Source organism: Sphingobacterium sp. SRCM116780 (assembly GCF_021442025.1).
GTDB lineage: Bacteria > Bacteroidota > Bacteroidia > Sphingobacteriales > Sphingobacteriaceae > Sphingobacterium.
In genome coordinates, this window is the sequence record NZ_CP090446.1 from 825,637 (window position 1) to 843,219 (window position 17,583).

The following is a 17,583-nucleotide window of genomic DNA, read 5'->3' on the forward strand; positions in this document are numbered from 1 at the left end:
GAATTTATCCGCCTTGTGTGGCTGAAATGATGAGAATATGATCTTGATGCTGCAACGTGGTATTAGACCAGGCTGTTTTAGGAATAACCTGATTATTGACGGCGACAGCAATGCCTTTGGTTTTTTCTGGAAATTCCAATAGCATTAATCCTTCCAAAGAGGAGGGGAGTTGATCGTAAAAATGTGATTGGTGATTGATTGTAAGTTCCATTCCTATAAAAATTTTTAATAAAAAACTTTAGGAATGGCTACAAAAAGTGCTCGTAATAGCACGATGAAGACATCTTACTTTTCCCTACGCCAGTATGACCCGGATCAGGTTCTAAGGGTAAAATCTCAGCCTGCACATGATGCAGACACCCCTAAAGTTTGTACTAATGTAGGTGAAAAAAAACTTAAATACAAATCTTAAGGTGTACTATTTTTTGAAATGCTGTTGTATGAAGAAGGATTTTTTATCATAAGACTTACGAGTGAGTGTAGGATACTAACTTCGGAATTTAGTAAGTTATACTATAGTAGTAAGTTAGGGTTTATAGGGGTTTAGTAGGGATTTACCCCTACTAAACCCCTATAAACCCCCTATAAACCCCCTCTTATAGCTATATTAACAATGAAGTTGATATAACTATATAATATGGAAAATATTTAAAATTAAGAATGGTTCTTTTTAAACATTTTCTTCTATTTTGTCATGATACTTTGATAAGCTAAAATGCGTAACATCAAAGTCACTCATTTTAGGTTTTAGTGGTTGAAAAGGTAATCGTTCCTGTTAATTTCTTATTTCATAGATTTTCTAAGATTTAAAATAAGACTATTATTATTTTGCTTCACGATCAAGTATATAGAACCCATAAAACAAAAAAAACTATTTTTGAACTAAGGGGGTAATATACGCCCGAAGAATTTAATTTTTTAAAAGATTCTATTTTGCTATGAATCTGGAGTTTATATAAATTTAGCTAGTACTGATTTACATATCCAATTTGAAAAAATAATTGATTATAGGATGAGTACTAATTACAATTTATGTGTCTTACTACTAAAGAATCGTTTATTATGATGAAATTCTCATGAATATATCACTTACAAATAAAAAGTATAAACATATTGAAGACGCTATAGTGCAATTTACAAAGTAAAATTAATATGATTTCAAATACATCCTCCATACATTTATTGGAATGGTTTCTCGGAATGAGCAAGGGGAATAAAGAAGCATTCAACTCATTTTATAAATCATATTATTTTCGATTAAAGACTTTTGCGTTTCAACTTTTGAAAAATGATGCCTTAGTAGAAGAAGTTGTATCTGATTTATTTGTCAAGATATGGCTGAAGAGGGAGACGTTAGTAGAAATCAAAAACCCGCAAATGTATTTATATAAAACGCTTCGAAATATGTGTTTGAATGAATTGCGGAAAAAATCTTTACCGCTAGATGTCTTGGATGAAGAAATGGAATTGTCTTCTCCCGATCCTTCTCAAATATTAATAAATAAAGAATTATGGAGTCTGCTTCATGCTGCTATTGAAACCTTACCAACGCAGCGAAAAATAATTTTTACGCTTATCAGAGAAGAAGGACTAAAACAAAAAGAAGTTGCGGAACTCTTAAATATTTCTGTTCGAACGGTAGAAAATCAGCTGTATAGAGCGATGAAATATCTCACAGGTTATATTGAAACCTATATGAAAAAAGAATCAAATCAAAATAACAAGATGAACATCAGACGTTTCTTCTTGTCTTTCTAGAAACCCCTTGTTTTAAATTAATATTCAACAAAAAAATTATGGACAAAGAGGATTTTTTAAAATTATTGAGCAAAAAAATGGTCGATGGTCTTTCCAAAAGTGAACAATGTGATTATGATATTTACCTGGCAGAAAATCAGGACTATGAACCCGTAACAAAAGTTTTTGAAACCTTTTACAAGGATGTAAACACGGTAAATGATCATGCTCATAGTGGTTTGGATAGCATATGGAGTCGGATAGAGAACGAAAGTGCTGAACAGAAAATAGTTGCTATTCGACCTGCTAAAGTAAAGATGAGGATATGGGGTATGACTGCTGCGATTATCGTATTTTTTATAGCAACTACGGTTTTATATCAAAGATTTTTCACACAGGATAATCTACAATTTGAAATGGTGACCAAAACCGGTACTGGGGAAAAGTTACTTTTTTCTTTAGATGATGGTAGCCAAATTACATTAGACCGTAATTCTTCAATAAGTTATAATAAAACATTTGGTGCATCGGATAGAGATCTGCTTTTAAATGGAACTGCTTTTTTTGATGTTGCCAAGGATACAACTGTACCGATGAACATTCGGGTTGGCGATTGGAATATACGAGTTGTCGGTACATCATTTATGATAAGACCATCAGCAAATGCAAAAGAATCGGAACTTGTTTTGTATACAGGTAAAGTTCAATTATCTCAACTGCGATATCCTGAAAAAGTATTTCATGTCTTACCCAATCAAAAGGTGAAATTAGTGAGTAATGAAAAGGGTGCCGTAGATCTTTTAAAAATTGATACGTTGGATGCACAAATATTAGCTATGCAGAAAATGAATCTTCAAGATGCCATTGTTTTTAAAAATCAAAAATTTAAGGATATTCAGCGTATAATAGAAAGAAAATATCAAGTCAAATTAATCTTCGCAAATAAATTGATCAGTGAGAAGAAGTTTAGTGGCACATTAAAAGATATGCAATTTGAAGAGTTATTACAGGTTCTTAAGATTTCATATCCTTTTAAATATGAAATTAAAAATAAGGAAGTCACGATTCGATAAGGGGTTAAAGATGGCGATAAACTTAAAATATTTTGTTCTCGTAATAGCAGTTTTTTTCGGACTTATCAGTTATGGACAAAATAAACGCATCAAGATTCAGTTGGGAGAACATGCTCTGAAACAAATATTTGATGTCATTCAACATCAAACTAATTATTCGATCTTTTATAGTGATGAAGTTGTTAAAGATGAAATGACTATAAAAATTGCAACACCTGAATTTGCTCTTGATGAATTAATGGGTCTTGTGACCAGAAACAATAATTTAAATTATCAATTTATTGATAATAAGATCTTAGTGATTTCGCAAGCTGAGAATCAAAGATTGGATATAAAATCACGCATATTAACGGGTAAAATTACGGATCATAAAAATTCAGTTTTATCCTATGTTACCGTGAAACTCTTTCGTGGAGATAATTTGCTCGGAACAACAATTGCGGATAAAGAAGGTAATTTTGAACTTTCTTTACCAATAGAACGTAAAGATCTTCGTTTAGAATTTTCGTTGTTAGGGTATAAAACAACAAAAGTTATTGTTGAGGACTTTGATCAAGGATCTAAATTGAGCATAATGCTGGAGAATGAGAGTACCGTATTGGAAACGGTTAATGTTACTGCCGTTCAATCTCCTTATCAACGTTTAGCAGATCGTATGGTCATCAATGTTGAGGGAAGTATTTTGGGAAGTGGATTATCTACTTTGGAAGTATTACAAAGATCCCCTGGTTTATGGGTGGATCATAATGGGAATATAAAAATTCGTGGAAATGAGTCTGTAATCGTTATGATAAATGACATCGTTCAGAGAATGTCTTCAACAGAATTGGCGGAATATTTACGATCGCTTCCATCAGAAAGTATAAAAAAAGTTGAAGTTATTCCTAATCCTGGAGCTGAATATGAAGCTCAAGGAGGAGGAGGGATCGTGAGGATTGTACTGAAGAAAGGAGTAAATGATGGATTAAAAGCTACATTGCTAGCGAGATACACGCAGAATAACAAAGATCCATTTTTTAATGGCGGTTCTTTATTTGATTATAAAAGAAATAAATTTTATCTCGCTGCTGCAGTAGGGTACAGAAAAGATAAGCAGCGTTATATTGCAACTAATGATATTCAATATGCCGATCACTCCGAATACCTGAGCGATACAAAACGGTTCAGAGATTTAGATGGTTATAATGCTCGTCTGACGATGAACTATGAAGTAGATGACAAACAGAGTATTGGTTTACAGTCTCTCTGGACGACTTCTAATTCAGATCAAGATTTTTATACAAACAATTCGCATCACTTTGCCAACGATACACTCTATAAAAAAACGTATAATAATTGGCTGAATAAGCCAACCATGTTAAACTCTACGTTCAATTATTTGTTGAAAATAGATACTTTAGAATCAGCTTTAAAAATTATTGCAGATCACTTGTACAATGATAATGAAGAATCTAATGATTACCGTCTGACCTCACTCAATACTGCTGAAGATCAGATATATCAGAATCTTTCTCCCAATACAACTAATATATATAGTATTCAAACTGACTTCAATAAAAATTATCGTTCAGGTACTAGCTTTGCATTAGGTTTAAAGTATGTGGATACGCGACGAAATAATGAGGTTATCAGAAATAATTTTATAGCAGATCATTGGTTGCAAGATAGTGCGTACAGCAATAGCTTTATTTACAAAGAGAATTTGATTATGGGTTATTTTGCATTCAATCATAAGATAAAAAACCTATCCATTAAGGCTGGATTGAGAGCTGAAGAAACATTGATTGATGGGATGTCTGTCACCAGTTCCGAAAGAGTAGAACAAAAATATTTAAATCTGTTTCCTTCTCTCTTTTTATTACAAGATATTGCTAACGGTGGTGCTTCCATTCATTTGAATTATGGAAAACGAGTGCGTAGACCTTCATTTAAAGATTTAAATCCTTATACTTTGCAAATAGATGATTTTCTTCTTATTGAAGGAAATGCACAATTAAAACCAGAATATATTCATCGTATTGAAGCGGGTGTTACTTTAAAAAAAGGAATTTCAGTAGATTTATTTTACTCGAATACACAGGATAAAATAGTACAGTTTGCTAGCACGGTTGATAACCGTCAGATTAAGTATCAAAATATAAATTTTAAACATGGAATCGATTATGGAATGAGTGCTTTCGTTCCTCTGAAGATTACCAAATTTTGGAATCTGCAAAGTAATGTGTCCTACTTTAAATCAAAATTTAATTATACAGATATTGATCTATCGCAAGAAGTTTTTGAAGGAAGTGTATCAAATTCCTTAAAATTTAACGCTTTGTTTGATGCTAATCTATATGTTGGTTATCGTACCCCATCTTATTCTGGTAATACAAAGTACGCAGATCAATTTTATTCTAGTTTGATGGTCTCTCGAGGTATTCTTAAAGGAAAAGGAAAGGTTACGCTTAATGTTAATGATCTCTTTAACACAGAAAGAGAACGAGAGTTTACAAATCATAACGGTATGACTATTAATTTTTACCAAAAACGTCCTACGCGTACCGTTGGTATATCGTTATCCTACACGATTTCAAAAGGTGTAAAATTTCAGGATAAGAAAATTATCCAATCAAATGAAGCCGAAAAAAAGCGGGTAAATTAATTGGAGATGAACAACCGTTTTTTGCTTAAGATTACAATTAGACTACTGTTTACTGAAGACCTGAATATATAATCAACAGTATGAAATGCTCATTGCCGAACAACAAGTTTCAGCAATGAGCATTAAATGGAAAAGACAACGACTATAAAATATGGTTGAGTTTAATGTATTGAAGTAACATGATTGTTTTGGCATCTTTGATTTCACCATTTGTGATCATATTCATGGCTTCGGTAATATCCAGCTCCAGTACTTCAATATTTTCTTCCTCTTGTTCAAGCCCCCCCCCTTCACTGACTTTCATTTCTTTTGCATATTCGGCTATAAAGAAATGTAAAATTTCTGTAACCGATCCTGGTGACATATACGCTTCAAATATCTTGCGAACTTCTGTGATTTTATATCCTGTTTCCTCTTCCGTTTCTCGTCTGATACAGTCTTCCGCATTGTCTTCGTCCAATAGTCCTGCACAAGTTTCGATGAGCATACCCGTCTCATTTCCATTCACAAATGTTGGAAGTCTAAATTGTCTGGTGAGAATAACCGTTTTTTGTTCTTTGTTATACAATAAAATAGTGGCGCCATTTCCTCTGTCATAGGCTTCTCTACTTTGGGTCATTTTTGTTCCGTCTTTCTTGGAATACTCGTAAGTTATTTTTTTGAGTACGTACCAATTGTCGGATAAAATTTCTGTATTCGTGATTTTGATGTTATCGATCATAGGTAGCTTGTTTTTGCAATTGCTGTTCTTTTCGCTTACGTATCTTTTTTCAGATGCATGTTTTAAATAGAGACGATGTAAGTGAGTGAGCTTTTCTTGCGATCAAATATATCATATATAAAACTTGATATCATCATTAAATTTTGAAAATATAGGATAGATAACCGCAATTGGTACTACAGCAGTCAAATCTCTTTTTAATGGTATAAATAAGGCGTTGCAAGATAGTTTCCATTCGGTGTGAGGATATAGATATAACCTTGACGTGGAGTTTTATAAATTTTAATTGTTATGCTTGATGCATGTTCCGTTTTTTCTACGAGTAATTCATCGTAATCATCAAAACTTGTATCGGAATAAGCCTTAATCACATCGTTACTTTGTATATATTTTTTATCCATTTCCATGGAAATATAATCTGTCGTTTGCCCATTGTAGGTGGTTACGTTGCTAAAGATTTGAGTGGCAAATGCTGTCCGATCACTGATGATCTTATACCCATCTATTAATATTGTTTCACTTCCTTGTCGCGCATTTTTTATTAAAAAATAACACAATACAACAGGAACAAAAGCCAATAAGTTTAGCACAAAATTATTGCTAGCTGCACTAAATCCTCGATGTGGTTTTTTAAAATAGAAGGAAGTATAAGGACGAATAAAACAATAAACAGAAGCCACCATGATGGCTAAGAAAATAATACTGAACATTTGGCTGCCTGTTTCTTGTTTGTTATTATATAGATACTTTTGTGGCTGTGCTGTATCTATAAATAATGGAATGTGTTGTGGTAAAGGTTTATAATAAAGTTCGCCATTTTTCTTGTTGGTATGAGAAACAATCTTTACAGTACCAAAATAGGTGTGCTTATTAAAGATATAGGTTACTCCATAAGCATAAGTAAAACTAGATCCAGATCTTGACTTATGTGCTGTAAACCCCCAGCCATGCACTTTAGCCTGTACAGTTACGGTGTTTCTATTCCATTGAAAAATAGTTCTTGTAAGCTGATTGTGGATATTGGTATTTATAAAATAAAGAAACAGAAAAGATACAGGCAAAAGCATCGCAACAGCAAAAAATCTATTTCGTGTTTTTCTATTCATTGTTGTTTGTTAGAAAGAACATTTAAAATAACTTATTTCAGGAGAGCTTGATATACCGAAATATCCCGATGACCAGAAACAAGATCCAACAAGGGATAAAGAAAATACCGATTTGTATCCGTAAACCGAAAGTGAGTAGCACGTTCCATACCCCCGTAATCAATGCATTAGTCTTTTCAACAAGAGCATTATCCATAAGGTCAAATAAACTGTTTACGATAAACAGTAATGGTACAGGTAACATGGCCAATAGAAAGAAAAGGAATGCTCCTAATAACGGAATGTCCATGAGTTTGTTGAGTGACTCTTTTTGTGTTTTTAAAGTAATGATCATAACCTTTCATGCTAGTCTCTGAATATACGTTTTTTATTATGTGAGAATAACAGCGTTTATAATTCGCTAGGGAAGATTTATTATTCGTACTAAAATAAATAGGCCATTCATTTATGAATTAGGTTTTACTCTTATTTAGATGCCAGCTTCTTTATTAAATTTATGCTTATAATCCAATGGTGATAAACCGGTTATCTTTCTGAAAACTTCTCTAAAGGCTTTTAAATCGGAATAACCAACTTCATACATAACCTCATGAATGGTTTTACCAGTAGTTTCAAATGCTTTTTTTGCTGACTCAATCTTTACTCGCTGTACATACTGGATAGGGGTGTTGCCGGTTGCTTTTATAAATCGTCGATCAAAGTTTCTTCTACCAACTGAAAATCTTTTTGAAAGATTTTCTATGGATATTTTCTCGCAAAAATTGTCTTCAATATATTGCTGTGCTTTTTTTACAACTTCATCTCCATGTGACTTTTGTCCAGTGAATATGACGAATGGCGACTGTGTTTGCCGATCCATCTCCACCTGGAAAAATTTAGAGCAATAAAGGGCTGCTTCTCTGTCGTAATATTTTTCGATCAGATAAATCAAAAGATTTAAAAAGGAATAACCACCACCATTGGTGTAAATACCATATTCATCAGTGATTATTTTTTCAGTTTTTAAATGCACATCGGGAAATAGTACCCTAAAGTGATCTGCTGAACTCCAATGTATAGAGCAGCTTTTTTTGTCAAGTAGACCAGATGATGCTAGCATAAATGCCCCTGTACACATACTGGCTATTTCAGCCCCATTTTTATATTGATTTTGTAGCCAATCAATCAACAAGATATTCCCTTCTATAGCCATCTTAAATTCTGTACTTAATGAAGGAATCAAAATGAGATCAGTTTTATAAAGAGCAGAAATTTTCACCTGAGGTTTTATGGTCAACAGACCGTCAATAAATGCAGACGCTTCGTTTACACCCGCGGTTTCGATTTTAAACAATGCTTTATTGCCTTTTGTCTCCCAATAGCTATTTGCTGCGGTAAAAATCTGATAAGCGCCAACGATACAAGCAATGGTACTGTTAGCCGTTTGTATATCAGGTACTAATATGGTCAGATGTTTCATCGGCTTCACTTTTTAGCTTTACCAAGCAAAGATATTTTGCCTGATCAATTGCCTTTTTCTATGTATACGAAATTACAGAATTGTTTTGTCCAAATCAACCCACTATAAAGTCTATTTTACACCCTAAAATAGTGTTTGCTGATTGCTAAATTTGATAAGCATTTGATGAAAGTGCGGAGAAATTTTAATAAAAATTATAAAACTATGGAAAGCAAAGATTTTAACACAACCCTATTGGTTGAAGCAACAACACAGGAGGTGTTTGATGCCATTAATAATGTACGGGGGTGGTGGTCAGAAAATATTGATGGATCTACCGATCAGCTCAACAGTGAATTTCAGTATCACTATGAGGATGTACACCGAGCGAAAATAAAGGTTATTGAACTGGTACCAAATCAAAAAATAGTTTGGCATGTATTGGACAACTACTTTAAATTCACTAAGGATAAGACAGAATGGAAAGATACTTATGTGATCTTCGAATTGTCTGAGAAAAATGAAAAAACAGTGCTGAAATTTACTCACCAAGGTTTAGTTGAGGGATATGAATGCTATCAAATTTGTCACGACGCATGGACGCATTATATTCAAGACAGTTTAAAAGACCTCATTATGACAGGTAAGGGACAGGCTACACCTAAGAAGGTTGAAGATAAAGAATAGAATATTTCAAGTAGAACCATTTCAATACATCTATTATTTAGGGATGAACATACAAAGAGAAAGGGTTGCTCTTTTGGAGCAACCCTTTTCGTACCTAGGGCGGGAATCGAACCCGCACTTCCTTAACGGAAACAGGATTTTAAGTCCTGCGTGTCTACCAGTTCCACCACCTAGGCAAGGTGAATTTTGTGGAGCGAAAAACGAGATTCGAACTCGCGACCCCAACCTTGGCAAGGTTGTGCTCTACCAGCTGAGCTATTTTCGCATTTCCAACAGTAAACGAGTTGTTTTCTGTTTTGGTGATGCAAATATAGCGCTTAAAATGATAAAAACAAATTTTAACACCTGCTTTGTCTTGTTTTTTTTATAAGCCCTTTTCTTTCAGGAGAGAAGAAACGATATCACTTTCAAAACCACGGGATAACGCATATTGGAAAATTTTATTTTTGAGAATATAAGGATCTTTATCTTTTAACAACAAGCGTTTTTTATCAATCAAATCACTGGCTTTGCTTTCATATTCATCCAAATCGATTTTAGAAAATGCAATTTTTATTAATGGTTCGGATACCTTTTTAAATTTTAAAGCTTGTTTGATTTTTATTTTACCCCAGCTTTTCATACGAAGCTTTCCCAAGGTATAGGCAATGGCAAATCGTTCCTCATTGAGAAAGTTCTCGGATATCAATTGAGAAATAATGAGTTCGACATCTTCTTGATGTAATCCCCATTCGTACAATTTATCGCGCACCTCTTGTTGTGCTCGTTCTTGATAAGCGCAATAGCTTTCAGCCTTAAGCAGTGCCTGCTTAGGCGTATATATTTTCTTTTTCGTTTTCTCTTCGTCAAACATCTTTACAAATTTCAAAAATATATTGAACTTACTGAAAAAATGTGGAGCTTTGATTGAATATAAATTTTAAAAATGTATACCATAGCGGATATTTCGGGGATTTTAGTACCTACACGATCGATTGTTATAGCAGCTGACGCCATCATTCAAAGTTTGATTTATGATACACGTAAAATCGTGAATGCAGAAACAGGATTGTTTTTTGCGTTGATCAATCGTCGAGATGGACACCAATATATTAAAGATGCTTACCTGAAAGGAGTCCGTAATTTTGTCTTGCAAGAAGATATGCAGCAGGAGTTCGCATTACCTGATGCTAATATCTTATGGGTGTCGGATACTTTTTTGGCTTTACAAAGTCTGGCGGCTTATCAACGATCAAAATTTAAGTTTCCAGTATTGGGAATTACGGGAAGTAATGGGAAGACGATTGTTAAGGAGTGGTTATATCAATTGATGTCTCCTGATTATAAAATCTATCGTAGCCCTAAAAGCTATAATTCTCAATTAGGTGTTGCCTTATCACTTTGGGAACTGAACGATCAGTATAATTTTGCTATTATAGAAGCAGGAATCAGCGAGGTTGGTGAGATGGCCAAATTAGAACAGATGATCAAACCGACACATGGCTTACTCACAAATATTGGTATTGCACATAAAAGTGGTTTTGAATCCAAGCAAGAAAAAATTGCTGAAAAATTGAAACTTTTCACACATGCTGAAGCATTGATCTATCCTCAAAAGTATTTAGAAAACATTTATATACCTTCTCAAATCTATAAGTTTGCTTGGGGAGAAGATGAATCTTGTCAGTTGGAAATTTATTCAGTGAAAAGAGAGAACGATCAATCCACATTGGTTAGTTTATGTTTTTCCCGACAGTTTTTTACGGTAAAAATTCCTTTCGTTGATCAAGCATCGATTGAAAATGCTATTTCTTGTATTGCGGTCATGATTAGCTTTGGTTATGACTTCAAGGTCATTGCTGCACGTATTGCTTTGCTTCAACCGATGGAGATGCGGTTGGAATTGAAAAAGGGAAAACAGAATAGTTCCATTATTGATGATTCCTATAGCAATGATTTAGTTGCCCTACAGATCGCCTTAGATTTTCTGAAACAACAAAAGCAACATCAGCGAAAGATATTGATTCTTTCCGATATCCCTGGTGTCCAGTTGAACGATGAAAAGAGTATTACTAAATTGAGGCGGTTGATTGCTGAAAGTGAATTAACAGAATTGATTTTTGTAGGACCTATATTGAGTCAATTATTATCCCAATTTGCATTACCCATAAAAAATTACGCAGATACCAAATCTTTTATTGAAGATCTGAAAAATATCGACTATCATGATGCGACAGTTCTGATCAAAGGAGCGCGGGAATATCATTTCGAACAGATCAGTAAACGTTTGGTTGCCAAATCGCATGATACGACGCTGGAAATTAATCTAAATGCACTGGAGCATAATTTGAATGTGTATCGAAGTTTACTGCCTGCTGGTGTAAAGTTAATGGCAATGGTAAAAGCCTTTTCTTATGGAAGTGGAAGTTTTGAAATTGCTAATTTATTGCAGTTTAACCATGTGGATTATCTAACGGTTGCTTTTGCAGATGAAGGAGTTGATCTTCGAAATGGGGGAATCACACTTCCTATTGTCGTCATGAGCCCCGACGAAAGTGCTTTTGATGCGATTGTACACAATAATTTGGAACCTGAGATTTATAGTTTTAGGATTTTAGCTTCTTTCCTTCGATACCTAGAACAACATGACTTGAAAAACTTTCCTGTTCATATCAAAGTCGATACGGGTATGCATCGATTGGGATTTATGCCCGATGAAATTGATTCCCTATTGGACATTTTGAAAAATCAAAAGGCGATGAAAGTACAATCTGTTTTTTCACATTTGGCTTCTGCAGGAAATGCCCGCGATAATCAATTTACGGAAAAGCAAATTACACTATTAGATGCATTTACAAAAAAGCTACAGCATGAATTAGGCTATACATTTATTCGTCATATCGCAGCGACATCGGGTATTGATTTATGGCCTTCAGCCTATTTTGATATGGTACGATTGGGGATTGGCTTATATGGGATTGATATGGATCGTGCTGATCTACCTGTGCAAGAAGTGAGTGTTTTGAAGACGAACGTTACGCAGATCAAATTTCTTCCAGAGACAGAAACCGTTGGCTACAATCGGGCAGGAAAGTTAAGTCGCCCAAGTCGAATTGCAACGATTAAGATTGGCTATGCAGATGGTTATGATCGTCGGTTTGGTAATGGAATCGGTAAGATGTCAATAAATGGTCAGTTGGTTGCTACAATTGGACATATCTGTATGGATATGTGTATGTTGGATGTAACCGATATTGACGTTCAAGAGGAAGATGAAGTCATCGTTTACCCAGATCTTAAGGAAGCTGCTCTTGCCATTGGAACAATACCTTATGAGTTGCTTGTTAATATCTCCCAACGCGTGAAAAGAGTTTATTTTTACGAGTAATTCAAGGCATATTTTGCATCTTTGTAAAGTCTATTAGGTAGAAATAATATGTTATCAAAATTAGTAAGGGCATTTTTAAATTATCTTATAAGAGGGACTTTAGTTGTCGTCCCATTAGCAGGTGCTATATTTTTAATTGTTTGGATTGTTGCTTCCGTTGATTCAGCGTTGAATTTGACTGGATTGTTTTTGCAAGATGAGACAGGTCATCCCTTGTATATCCCGGGAATAGGTATTCTAACCGTTATTTTGATATTGGTATTAGCAGGGATTATTTTTACAAATTTTGTAACCGACCCAATTAAGAACTGGCTGAATCATCAAATCAATCGTATTCCCTTATTGAATACACTCTATTCTTCTATTAAAGATTTTACAGAGGCATTTGTTGGAGATGCAAAGAAATTCAATGTCCCAGTACTGGTGAAAGTTAATGAGATAGGTGTGAGTAAGATTGGCTTTCTAACACAGACAGATTTATCAAAAATTAATCTAGCAGATGAAGTAGTCGTTTATTTTCCCTATTCTTATTCATTCGCAGGACAAGTTGTTGTGGTAAAATCTTCTTTGGTGACAAAATTGAATATGTCTGCTACTGATGCGATGAAGTTAGTGGTTTCTGGTGGTGTAAGTGGTTTAGAACATTAATAAGCAATTATACTACAAAAAAACAAAAGGGAATCATTGGCAAAATGGTTCCCTTTTGTTTACATTTATCTGGCAAAATAAACCGTATTACATATGAATGCTGACATCAGCTCTGTAGAAGAATATATCGCTTCTTTTCCTGAAGAAGTCCAAGTCCTGTTACAAGAAGTTCGTTCAACTATTCAGCAACATGCTCCAGCAGCTGTTGAAAGTATTTCCTATGGCATGCCAGCCTATAAATTACATGGAAAACCACTGGTTTATTTTGGAGGTTTCAAAAAACATATTGGTTTTTACGCAACACCCACTGGGCATTCGGAATTTGAAACGGAACTCTCTTCTTATAAGCAAGGTAAGGGTTCTGTTCAATTTGCCTTAGATCAACCGATTCCTTTTGCTCTGATTGGCAGAATAGTTGATTTCAGAGTCATGGAGACACTTAAAAAACTTAAATAAGATTTCTTTATGAGTGGTTTATGGAATCGTTTTGTGGGAGATAAAACAGTGAAAATTTCACGTCAAGAATGGAAAGATCAAGCGGAGTTATCTTATTTATCCAGCCAGATCGATACGGAGTTGATAAAAAGATGTACTCAAAAGATAGCCAGTGAACCTGAAAATGAAACTTTATTGCAGTCTTTTTTAAACTATCAACGTGCTGCTCTTCAACAAGATCGTATCCTTTCAGTTGCTTCGGAAATTGATTTTCTGGAACAGTATGTTTCCCTATTTCAATACGTTTCAACCGCTGATATTTCGATCATTTGGACTAAAAATATTGCGTATCCAACTTTACCGATTCCTAGTTTTATTCTAGTTCCTTTAATTCAAAATGCCCTTTTCAAGGGTTATCACACTGCTGAAAAATATCCCATGAAAATCAAGATTTCAGTATCTGAAAAAGTGATCTCATTAGACATTAGCAATCATGTCAATCATCATGTTACAGATCAAAAAGTAAGTGATTTACTAACGTATTATCAAGCAAGACTGCATCACGAATTTGGTGAACAGCATACGCTCATTATGAATAGTAATGCACATACTTTTCGATCACATCTTACCTTAAGATTTAAATAACTTCAAAGTGAGCAAGTGCATTATAAATACCGTCATTATCGACATCATCGGTAATATAATCAGCGATTTCTTTCACCTCAGGATTCGCATTTCCCATCGCGATACCATAGGCAGTATGTTTCAACATCGTGATATCATTTCCACCATCACCAAATGCCATTGTCTGACTTAAATCAATATTGAAATGCTGCGTAAAAACATCAATACCAACTTGTTTACTTTGACCGATTGGGTTGACGTCTGCAAATAAGGGAGTCCAACGTGAGGCAACAGAATTGGGCATGATCGTGGTCATGAATTCGTCCTGCTCTTCTGGTTGAATAAAGATATTTGTTTGCAAAACAGATCCCATATCAAAGTCTGTGTAAGAGCGTTGTTGGGGAATCGGTAAATTCACCTGTTGATACATCGCAGTAATTTCAGGTGTAACCTGAAAAATAGAAATTTCTTTTTCAGACATCAAGGAAAAGCTCACTTGATTTTTTTCTGCATGCTGAATTAAAGATGCAATATCTGCTTCGTGGATTCCTTTTCTAAACAGGAGATCACATTCTTTGGTGATGCAATATCCACCATTGAAAGTAATAAAACCATCAAAATCTAAATATTTGATGTGATCCAAACTATTGATCGATCTCCCAGTAGAGACAATAACTTTAATGCCTTTTGATTTTAACTTCTCGATGGCTTTTTCGGTTGAAGAGGGGATTTTATGGGTGTTGAAACTTAAAAGAGTTCCGTCAATATCAAAAAAAACTGCTTTAATCATGTTTACGTATAAGTATGTGTCCTACAAATATAATCATTACAAAAGAGTGTTTTGACTGAATGCTGTCATAATAAAAATGATACTTAGGTATAACCATAAACAGGAGAAGACAATGTGAACAATCGTCTCCAAGTGTTTACCTTTCCATAATTTGCTGGAATAACCAAAGAATTGGATGATCAATCGTAATATCCAAAAAATACCCATTCCAAAACAAATTCTTTTACCTAAACTGGTTTGTACCAATTCCTGAGCAGAAGATAAGCACAATGTACCCATAAGAATAACTGCGATAGCAATAAAAAAAGTATGAATCATCATCATTTCCTTATTGATGAGACTGAGTGATTTTAATTCTTCTTTCCAATTGAAATACTTTGGAAATATCATATGTATGAAGCCGAGAACGATTAAAATAAAACCAATAATGTGAAGATGTTCAATCATTTTTCGCTAGTTTAAAAATAGTGATGAATGCTGTATGTTTATGTTCTGTTACGATGGTTAGGTCTGCTTCTTTAAAATTTTTAATCCATGTTTTTTTACGATGAAAATGAAGAAAACCAATATTGAAAGCGAGAAAATTGGGAATGTCTCGGAGATGTTCAATTACGTATACTTCAGCATTTGGTTTTAGGATACGATTGATTTCTTTTAAAAAGCGTGTACGCTCTTTTGAATTTCGGATCTCATGTGCTGCTAAAATGAGAAATACTTTGTCCGTTGTTTGGGATGCTAGCGGGATGCTATTTGTTTCAATGTTAATGATTGACTCGGATTGCGGGTATGCTTTTCTAGCGCGCTTGATCGAAACCTCTGTATGTTTCTCTTCATTATAAAAATCAAAAACTTGCACTGTTGAGTTCGTATATACCTGCTGTAATAATGGAGTTGTTTCATCAAAACCCGCATTAATATTGACAATATGTAGAAACTTATCTTCTTTTTTCAACCATTTTAATGCATAGAAATCACTTAAATCATAGATATAGAGTGATGCAAGAAGTGAGAGTAAAGTCGAAGAGATCGCTAAAAAAGTGAACGTCAATACGTAAATTTTAAACTCTGGAGGAACATGAACGTAACAGAAGAATAACCCTGCAAAAAACAATAAGGCAATGATATAAAAATGCCAATTGAATCGTATGATATTCAATACTCCCTGAAATGGCTTTCTTACTTGTTCCATTTTTCTATTTCTCCCTTTTTCCAATAATATGGAATATTTTCAATGATAAAGGCATTGGCCAAAATGGCATCTTCTAATTGCAATTTTTTAAGTAGGTCAACCTGATAACTGATTACCGTAATCGGTTTTGGTGTCCAATTTTGTCTTACACCTTCAATGATCAGCATTTCTTCTTGCTCCACATCGTAGCTAAAGGTAAAGGGAAGAGGTCCAGCATATTTTCTGGCTTCTTTCCAATCTTGAAAAGGGGAGTTCGCTGGTAGCTGAACTTCCGCTTCTTCCGCTGTAAACCTGATATCGAAATTGGATTTTTTCGAAGTTATCTGCGTCTGATTTCCGTGTTGATGTTTTTCAATAGCTATTTTATTGTAGTTATAATGCGTGAAAATATTGCCCAATAACGCCATTTTCTTTTTATCTGTTTCAGATTTGATGATGTAAAGTCCACGTAGCCTTTTACCTTTCTTATTGTGATATTTCACAAATATGCGATAGCCTATTAAAAAGAAATCATGTCCTAAGATCCGAGGAAATTCCTTTGGTCGTAATGCTTTGGTTTGCACCATCGCTACCGCTAAAAAAGCATATTGATCGTTCAAGGTATCCAATTCCAATTTTTCTGGAATTAATGATTGTAATTGCTCTTTGGGTAGGGCAAATGTCAAGACAACAGAACTTTCAAAAAATGCTTCTACGGCGAAAGGGTGATTTTTAAGAAATTTGAGCATGCTGTGCCTTTTTAGAAAGATAAAATTCGTTGAAGTAGACTGTCAATATAAATAGAAAAGCAAAGAGAACATTCCAATGTCCCCAAAGCAATAAATCTGGAACAAGTGTGAATTCTAGGCTGTTCATCACTGTAATGATGACGATTTGTAGTAATGCATTTAATCGGGATTGGATTCGACTGACAATCCAGATTGCTATTAAGATCTCAGCAATACCAATCAAGATCGTCAACAGCTTTGCATACTGATCGCCTAGTATATGGGATACAATCTGTTGGTGGCGAGGGACTAAATTACATACTTTACAAAAGAGCCCATTGACCAACCAAACGAATGCGATGATATAGGTCAGTGTGATATGAAAAAATTTATAGGGCATAGTGGCTTTAATACCGA

19 protein-coding genes, 2 tRNA genes and 1 riboswitch are annotated in these 17,583 nt (G+C 34.3%); of the genes, 8 read left to right on the plus strand and 13 right to left on the minus strand.

Going from position 1 to position 17,583, the window contains the following annotated elements:
• Nucleotides 1–4: 4 nt before the first annotated feature.
• A complete protein-coding gene (gene thiS / locus LZQ00_RS03575; RefSeq protein ID WP_234511991.1) occupies nucleotides 5–211 on the minus strand; it encodes a sulfur carrier protein ThiS in 207 nt (68 codons plus the stop codon).
• 64 nt (nucleotides 212–275) lie between these two features.
• Nucleotides 276–374, minus strand: a riboswitch (TPP riboswitch).
• A 778-nt stretch (nucleotides 375–1,152) separates the two neighbouring features.
• On the opposite strand from thiS, the gene LZQ00_RS03580 reads away from it, so the two are divergent.
• The 3 genes from LZQ00_RS03580 to LZQ00_RS03590 are packed head-to-tail and all read left to right on the plus strand — an operon-like array spanning nucleotide 1,153 to nucleotide 5,454.
• Entirely contained in the window at nucleotides 1,153–1,758 is a 606-nt protein-coding gene (locus tag LZQ00_RS03580) for an RNA polymerase sigma-70 factor (RefSeq protein ID WP_234511992.1), read from the plus strand.
• A 38-nt stretch (nucleotides 1,759–1,796) separates the two neighbouring features.
• On the plus strand, nucleotides 1,797–2,810 hold the full coding sequence (locus LZQ00_RS03585; RefSeq protein ID WP_234511994.1) for a FecR family protein: 1,014 nt from the start codon (nucleotides 1,797–1,799) through the stop codon (nucleotides 2,808–2,810).
• Complete coding sequence (locus LZQ00_RS03590) at nucleotides 2,776–5,454, plus strand: outer membrane beta-barrel family protein (protein ID WP_234511996.1); 2,679 nt, start codon at nucleotides 2,776–2,778, stop codon at nucleotides 5,452–5,454. The genes LZQ00_RS03585 and LZQ00_RS03590 overlap by 35 nt, the downstream gene beginning before the upstream one ends.
• Nucleotides 5,455–5,596: 142 nt before the next feature.
• Here LZQ00_RS03590 and nudK read toward each other — a convergent pair whose 3' ends face one another.
• The 4 genes from nudK to LZQ00_RS03610 all read right to left on the minus strand — a co-directional run bounded on the left by nudK (nucleotide 5,597) and on the right by LZQ00_RS03610 (nucleotide 8,740).
• Complete coding sequence (gene nudK, locus LZQ00_RS03595; RefSeq protein WP_234511997.1) at nucleotides 5,597–6,175, minus strand: GDP-mannose pyrophosphatase NudK; 579 nt, start codon at nucleotides 6,173–6,175, stop codon at nucleotides 5,597–5,599.
• A gap of 197 nt (nucleotides 6,176–6,372) precedes the next feature.
• A complete protein-coding gene (locus LZQ00_RS03600) occupies nucleotides 6,373–7,281 on the minus strand; it encodes a hypothetical protein (RefSeq protein WP_234511999.1) in 909 nt (302 codons plus the stop codon).
• Nucleotides 7,282–7,318: 37 nt separating this feature from the next.
• On the minus strand, nucleotides 7,319–7,615 hold the full coding sequence (locus LZQ00_RS03605; protein WP_234512001.1) for a hypothetical protein: 297 nt from the start codon (nucleotides 7,613–7,615) through the stop codon (nucleotides 7,319–7,321).
• Nucleotides 7,616–7,750: 135 nt separating this feature from the next.
• Complete coding sequence (locus tag LZQ00_RS03610) at nucleotides 7,751–8,740, minus strand: GlxA family transcriptional regulator (RefSeq protein WP_234512003.1); 990 nt, start codon at nucleotides 8,738–8,740, stop codon at nucleotides 7,751–7,753.
• 204 nt (nucleotides 8,741–8,944) lie between these two features.
• Between LZQ00_RS03610 and LZQ00_RS03615 the strand changes: the two genes are divergently transcribed.
• Nucleotides 8,945–9,406, plus strand: coding sequence for an SRPBCC family protein (locus LZQ00_RS03615; protein WP_234512005.1), 462 nt, complete (start codon nucleotides 8,945–8,947; stop codon nucleotides 9,404–9,406).
• 91 nt (nucleotides 9,407–9,497) lie between these two features.
• On the opposite strand, the gene LZQ00_RS03620 is transcribed toward LZQ00_RS03615, so the two are convergent.
• The 3 genes from LZQ00_RS03620 to LZQ00_RS03630 form a co-directional block, all read right to left on the minus strand.
• A tRNA-Leu gene (locus tag LZQ00_RS03620) sits at nucleotides 9,498–9,582 on the minus strand.
• Between the two features lie 13 nt (nucleotides 9,583–9,595).
• Nucleotides 9,596–9,671 (minus strand) — tRNA-Gly (locus LZQ00_RS03625).
• 99 nt (nucleotides 9,672–9,770) lie between these two features.
• Complete coding sequence (locus tag LZQ00_RS03630) at nucleotides 9,771–10,259, minus strand: regulatory protein RecX (RefSeq protein ID WP_234512006.1); 489 nt, start codon at nucleotides 10,257–10,259, stop codon at nucleotides 9,771–9,773.
• Between the two features lie 72 nt (nucleotides 10,260–10,331).
• Between LZQ00_RS03630 and LZQ00_RS03635 the strand changes: the two genes are divergently transcribed.
• The 4 genes from LZQ00_RS03635 to LZQ00_RS03650 all read left to right on the plus strand — a co-directional run bounded on the left by LZQ00_RS03635 (nucleotide 10,332) and on the right by LZQ00_RS03650 (nucleotide 14,501).
• Nucleotides 10,332–12,773 carry a bifunctional UDP-N-acetylmuramoyl-tripeptide:D-alanyl-D-alanine ligase/alanine racemase gene (locus tag LZQ00_RS03635; RefSeq protein WP_234512008.1) on the plus strand — a complete coding sequence of 814 codons (2,442 nt, stop codon included), beginning with the start codon at nucleotides 10,332–10,334 and terminating at the stop codon, nucleotides 12,771–12,773.
• 48 nt (nucleotides 12,774–12,821) lie between these two features.
• A complete protein-coding gene (locus LZQ00_RS03640; RefSeq protein ID WP_234512010.1) occupies nucleotides 12,822–13,421 on the plus strand; it encodes a DUF502 domain-containing protein in 600 nt (199 codons plus the stop codon).
• Between the two features lie 93 nt (nucleotides 13,422–13,514).
• Nucleotides 13,515–13,877, plus strand: coding sequence for an iron chaperone (locus LZQ00_RS03645; RefSeq protein ID WP_234512012.1), 363 nt, complete (start codon nucleotides 13,515–13,517; stop codon nucleotides 13,875–13,877).
• A gap of 9 nt (nucleotides 13,878–13,886) precedes the next feature.
• Nucleotides 13,887–14,501, plus strand: coding sequence for a hypothetical protein (locus LZQ00_RS03650; RefSeq protein WP_234512014.1), 615 nt, complete (start codon nucleotides 13,887–13,889; stop codon nucleotides 14,499–14,501).
• Here the strand turns inward: LZQ00_RS03650 and LZQ00_RS03655 are convergent.
• The 5 genes from LZQ00_RS03655 to LZQ00_RS03675 are packed head-to-tail and all read right to left on the minus strand — an operon-like array spanning nucleotide 14,494 to nucleotide 17,566.
• Nucleotides 14,494–15,270: a Cof-type HAD-IIB family hydrolase gene (locus LZQ00_RS03655; protein WP_234512015.1), complete on the minus strand. Its 777-nt coding sequence runs from the start codon at nucleotides 15,268–15,270 to the stop codon at nucleotides 14,494–14,496. The two genes, LZQ00_RS03650 and LZQ00_RS03655, sit on opposite strands and share 8 nt — an antisense overlap.
• A gap of 36 nt (nucleotides 15,271–15,306) precedes the next feature.
• Nucleotides 15,307–15,717 (minus strand): hypothetical protein, encoded by a 411-nt coding sequence (locus LZQ00_RS03660; RefSeq protein ID WP_234512016.1) that lies wholly within the window; start codon nucleotides 15,715–15,717, stop codon nucleotides 15,307–15,309.
• Nucleotides 15,710–16,459 carry a methyltransferase domain-containing protein gene (locus LZQ00_RS03665; RefSeq protein ID WP_234512017.1) on the minus strand — a complete coding sequence of 250 codons (750 nt, stop codon included), beginning with the start codon at nucleotides 16,457–16,459 and terminating at the stop codon, nucleotides 15,710–15,712. The genes LZQ00_RS03660 and LZQ00_RS03665 overlap by 8 nt, the downstream gene beginning before the upstream one ends.
• Complete coding sequence (locus LZQ00_RS03670; protein ID WP_234512019.1) at nucleotides 16,447–17,187, minus strand: DUF2071 domain-containing protein; 741 nt, start codon at nucleotides 17,185–17,187, stop codon at nucleotides 16,447–16,449. Before LZQ00_RS03670 ends, LZQ00_RS03665 begins: the two co-directional genes overlap by 13 nt.
• On the minus strand, nucleotides 17,171–17,566 hold the full coding sequence (locus LZQ00_RS03675; protein WP_234512021.1) for a DoxX-like family protein: 396 nt from the start codon (nucleotides 17,564–17,566) through the stop codon (nucleotides 17,171–17,173). The genes LZQ00_RS03670 and LZQ00_RS03675 overlap by 17 nt, the downstream gene beginning before the upstream one ends.
• Nucleotides 17,567–17,583 lie beyond the last annotated feature (17 nt).

What these genes read in the sequence shown, in the direction of transcription:
- nudK (WP_234511997.1), bottom strand. Translation starts at nt 6,175, where the DNA reads ATGATCGATAACATCAAAATCACGAATACAGAAATTTTATCCGACAAT.
- LZQ00_RS03640 (WP_234512010.1), top strand. Translation starts at nt 12,822, where the DNA reads ATGTTATCAAAATTAGTAAGGGCATTTTTAAATTATCTTATAAGAGGG.
- LZQ00_RS03585 (WP_234511994.1), top strand. Translation starts at nt 1,797, where the DNA reads ATGGACAAAGAGGATTTTTTAAAATTATTGAGCAAAAAAATGGTCGAT.
- LZQ00_RS03610 (WP_234512003.1), bottom strand. Translation starts at nt 8,740, where the DNA reads ATGAAACATCTGACCATATTAGTACCTGATATACAAACGGCTAACAGT.
- LZQ00_RS03590 (WP_234511996.1), top strand. Translation starts at nt 2,776, where the DNA reads ATGAAATTAAAAATAAGGAAGTCACGATTCGATAAGGGGTTAAAGATG.
- LZQ00_RS03600 (WP_234511999.1), bottom strand. Translation starts at nt 7,281, where the DNA reads ATGAATAGAAAAACACGAAATAGATTTTTTGCTGTTGCGATGCTTTTG.
- thiS (WP_234511991.1), bottom strand. Translation starts at nt 211, where the DNA reads ATGGAACTTACAATCAATCACCAATCACATTTTTACGATCAACTCCCC.
- LZQ00_RS03670 (WP_234512019.1), bottom strand. Translation starts at nt 17,187, where the DNA reads ATGCTCAAATTTCTTAAAAATCACCCTTTCGCCGTAGAAGCATTTTTT.
- LZQ00_RS03615 (WP_234512005.1), top strand. Translation starts at nt 8,945, where the DNA reads ATGGAAAGCAAAGATTTTAACACAACCCTATTGGTTGAAGCAACAACA.
- LZQ00_RS03655 (WP_234512015.1), bottom strand. Translation starts at nt 15,270, where the DNA reads ATGATTAAAGCAGTTTTTTTTGATATTGACGGAACTCTTTTAAGTTTC.
- LZQ00_RS03605 (WP_234512001.1), bottom strand. Translation starts at nt 7,615, where the DNA reads ATGATCATTACTTTAAAAACACAAAAAGAGTCACTCAACAAACTCATG.
- LZQ00_RS03660 (WP_234512016.1), bottom strand. Translation starts at nt 15,717, where the DNA reads ATGATTGAACATCTTCACATTATTGGTTTTATTTTAATCGTTCTCGGC.
- LZQ00_RS03665 (WP_234512017.1), bottom strand. Translation starts at nt 16,459, where the DNA reads ATGGAACAAGTAAGAAAGCCATTTCAGGGAGTATTGAATATCATACGA.
- LZQ00_RS03645 (WP_234512012.1), top strand. Translation starts at nt 13,515, where the DNA reads ATGAATGCTGACATCAGCTCTGTAGAAGAATATATCGCTTCTTTTCCT.
- LZQ00_RS03580 (WP_234511992.1), top strand. Translation starts at nt 1,153, where the DNA reads ATGATTTCAAATACATCCTCCATACATTTATTGGAATGGTTTCTCGGA.
- LZQ00_RS03635 (WP_234512008.1), top strand. Translation starts at nt 10,332, where the DNA reads ATGTATACCATAGCGGATATTTCGGGGATTTTAGTACCTACACGATCG.
- LZQ00_RS03675 (WP_234512021.1), bottom strand. Translation starts at nt 17,566, where the DNA reads ATGCCCTATAAATTTTTTCATATCACACTGACCTATATCATCGCATTC.
- LZQ00_RS03650 (WP_234512014.1), top strand. Translation starts at nt 13,887, where the DNA reads ATGAGTGGTTTATGGAATCGTTTTGTGGGAGATAAAACAGTGAAAATT.
- LZQ00_RS03630 (WP_234512006.1), bottom strand. Translation starts at nt 10,259, where the DNA reads ATGTTTGACGAAGAGAAAACGAAAAAGAAAATATATACGCCTAAGCAG.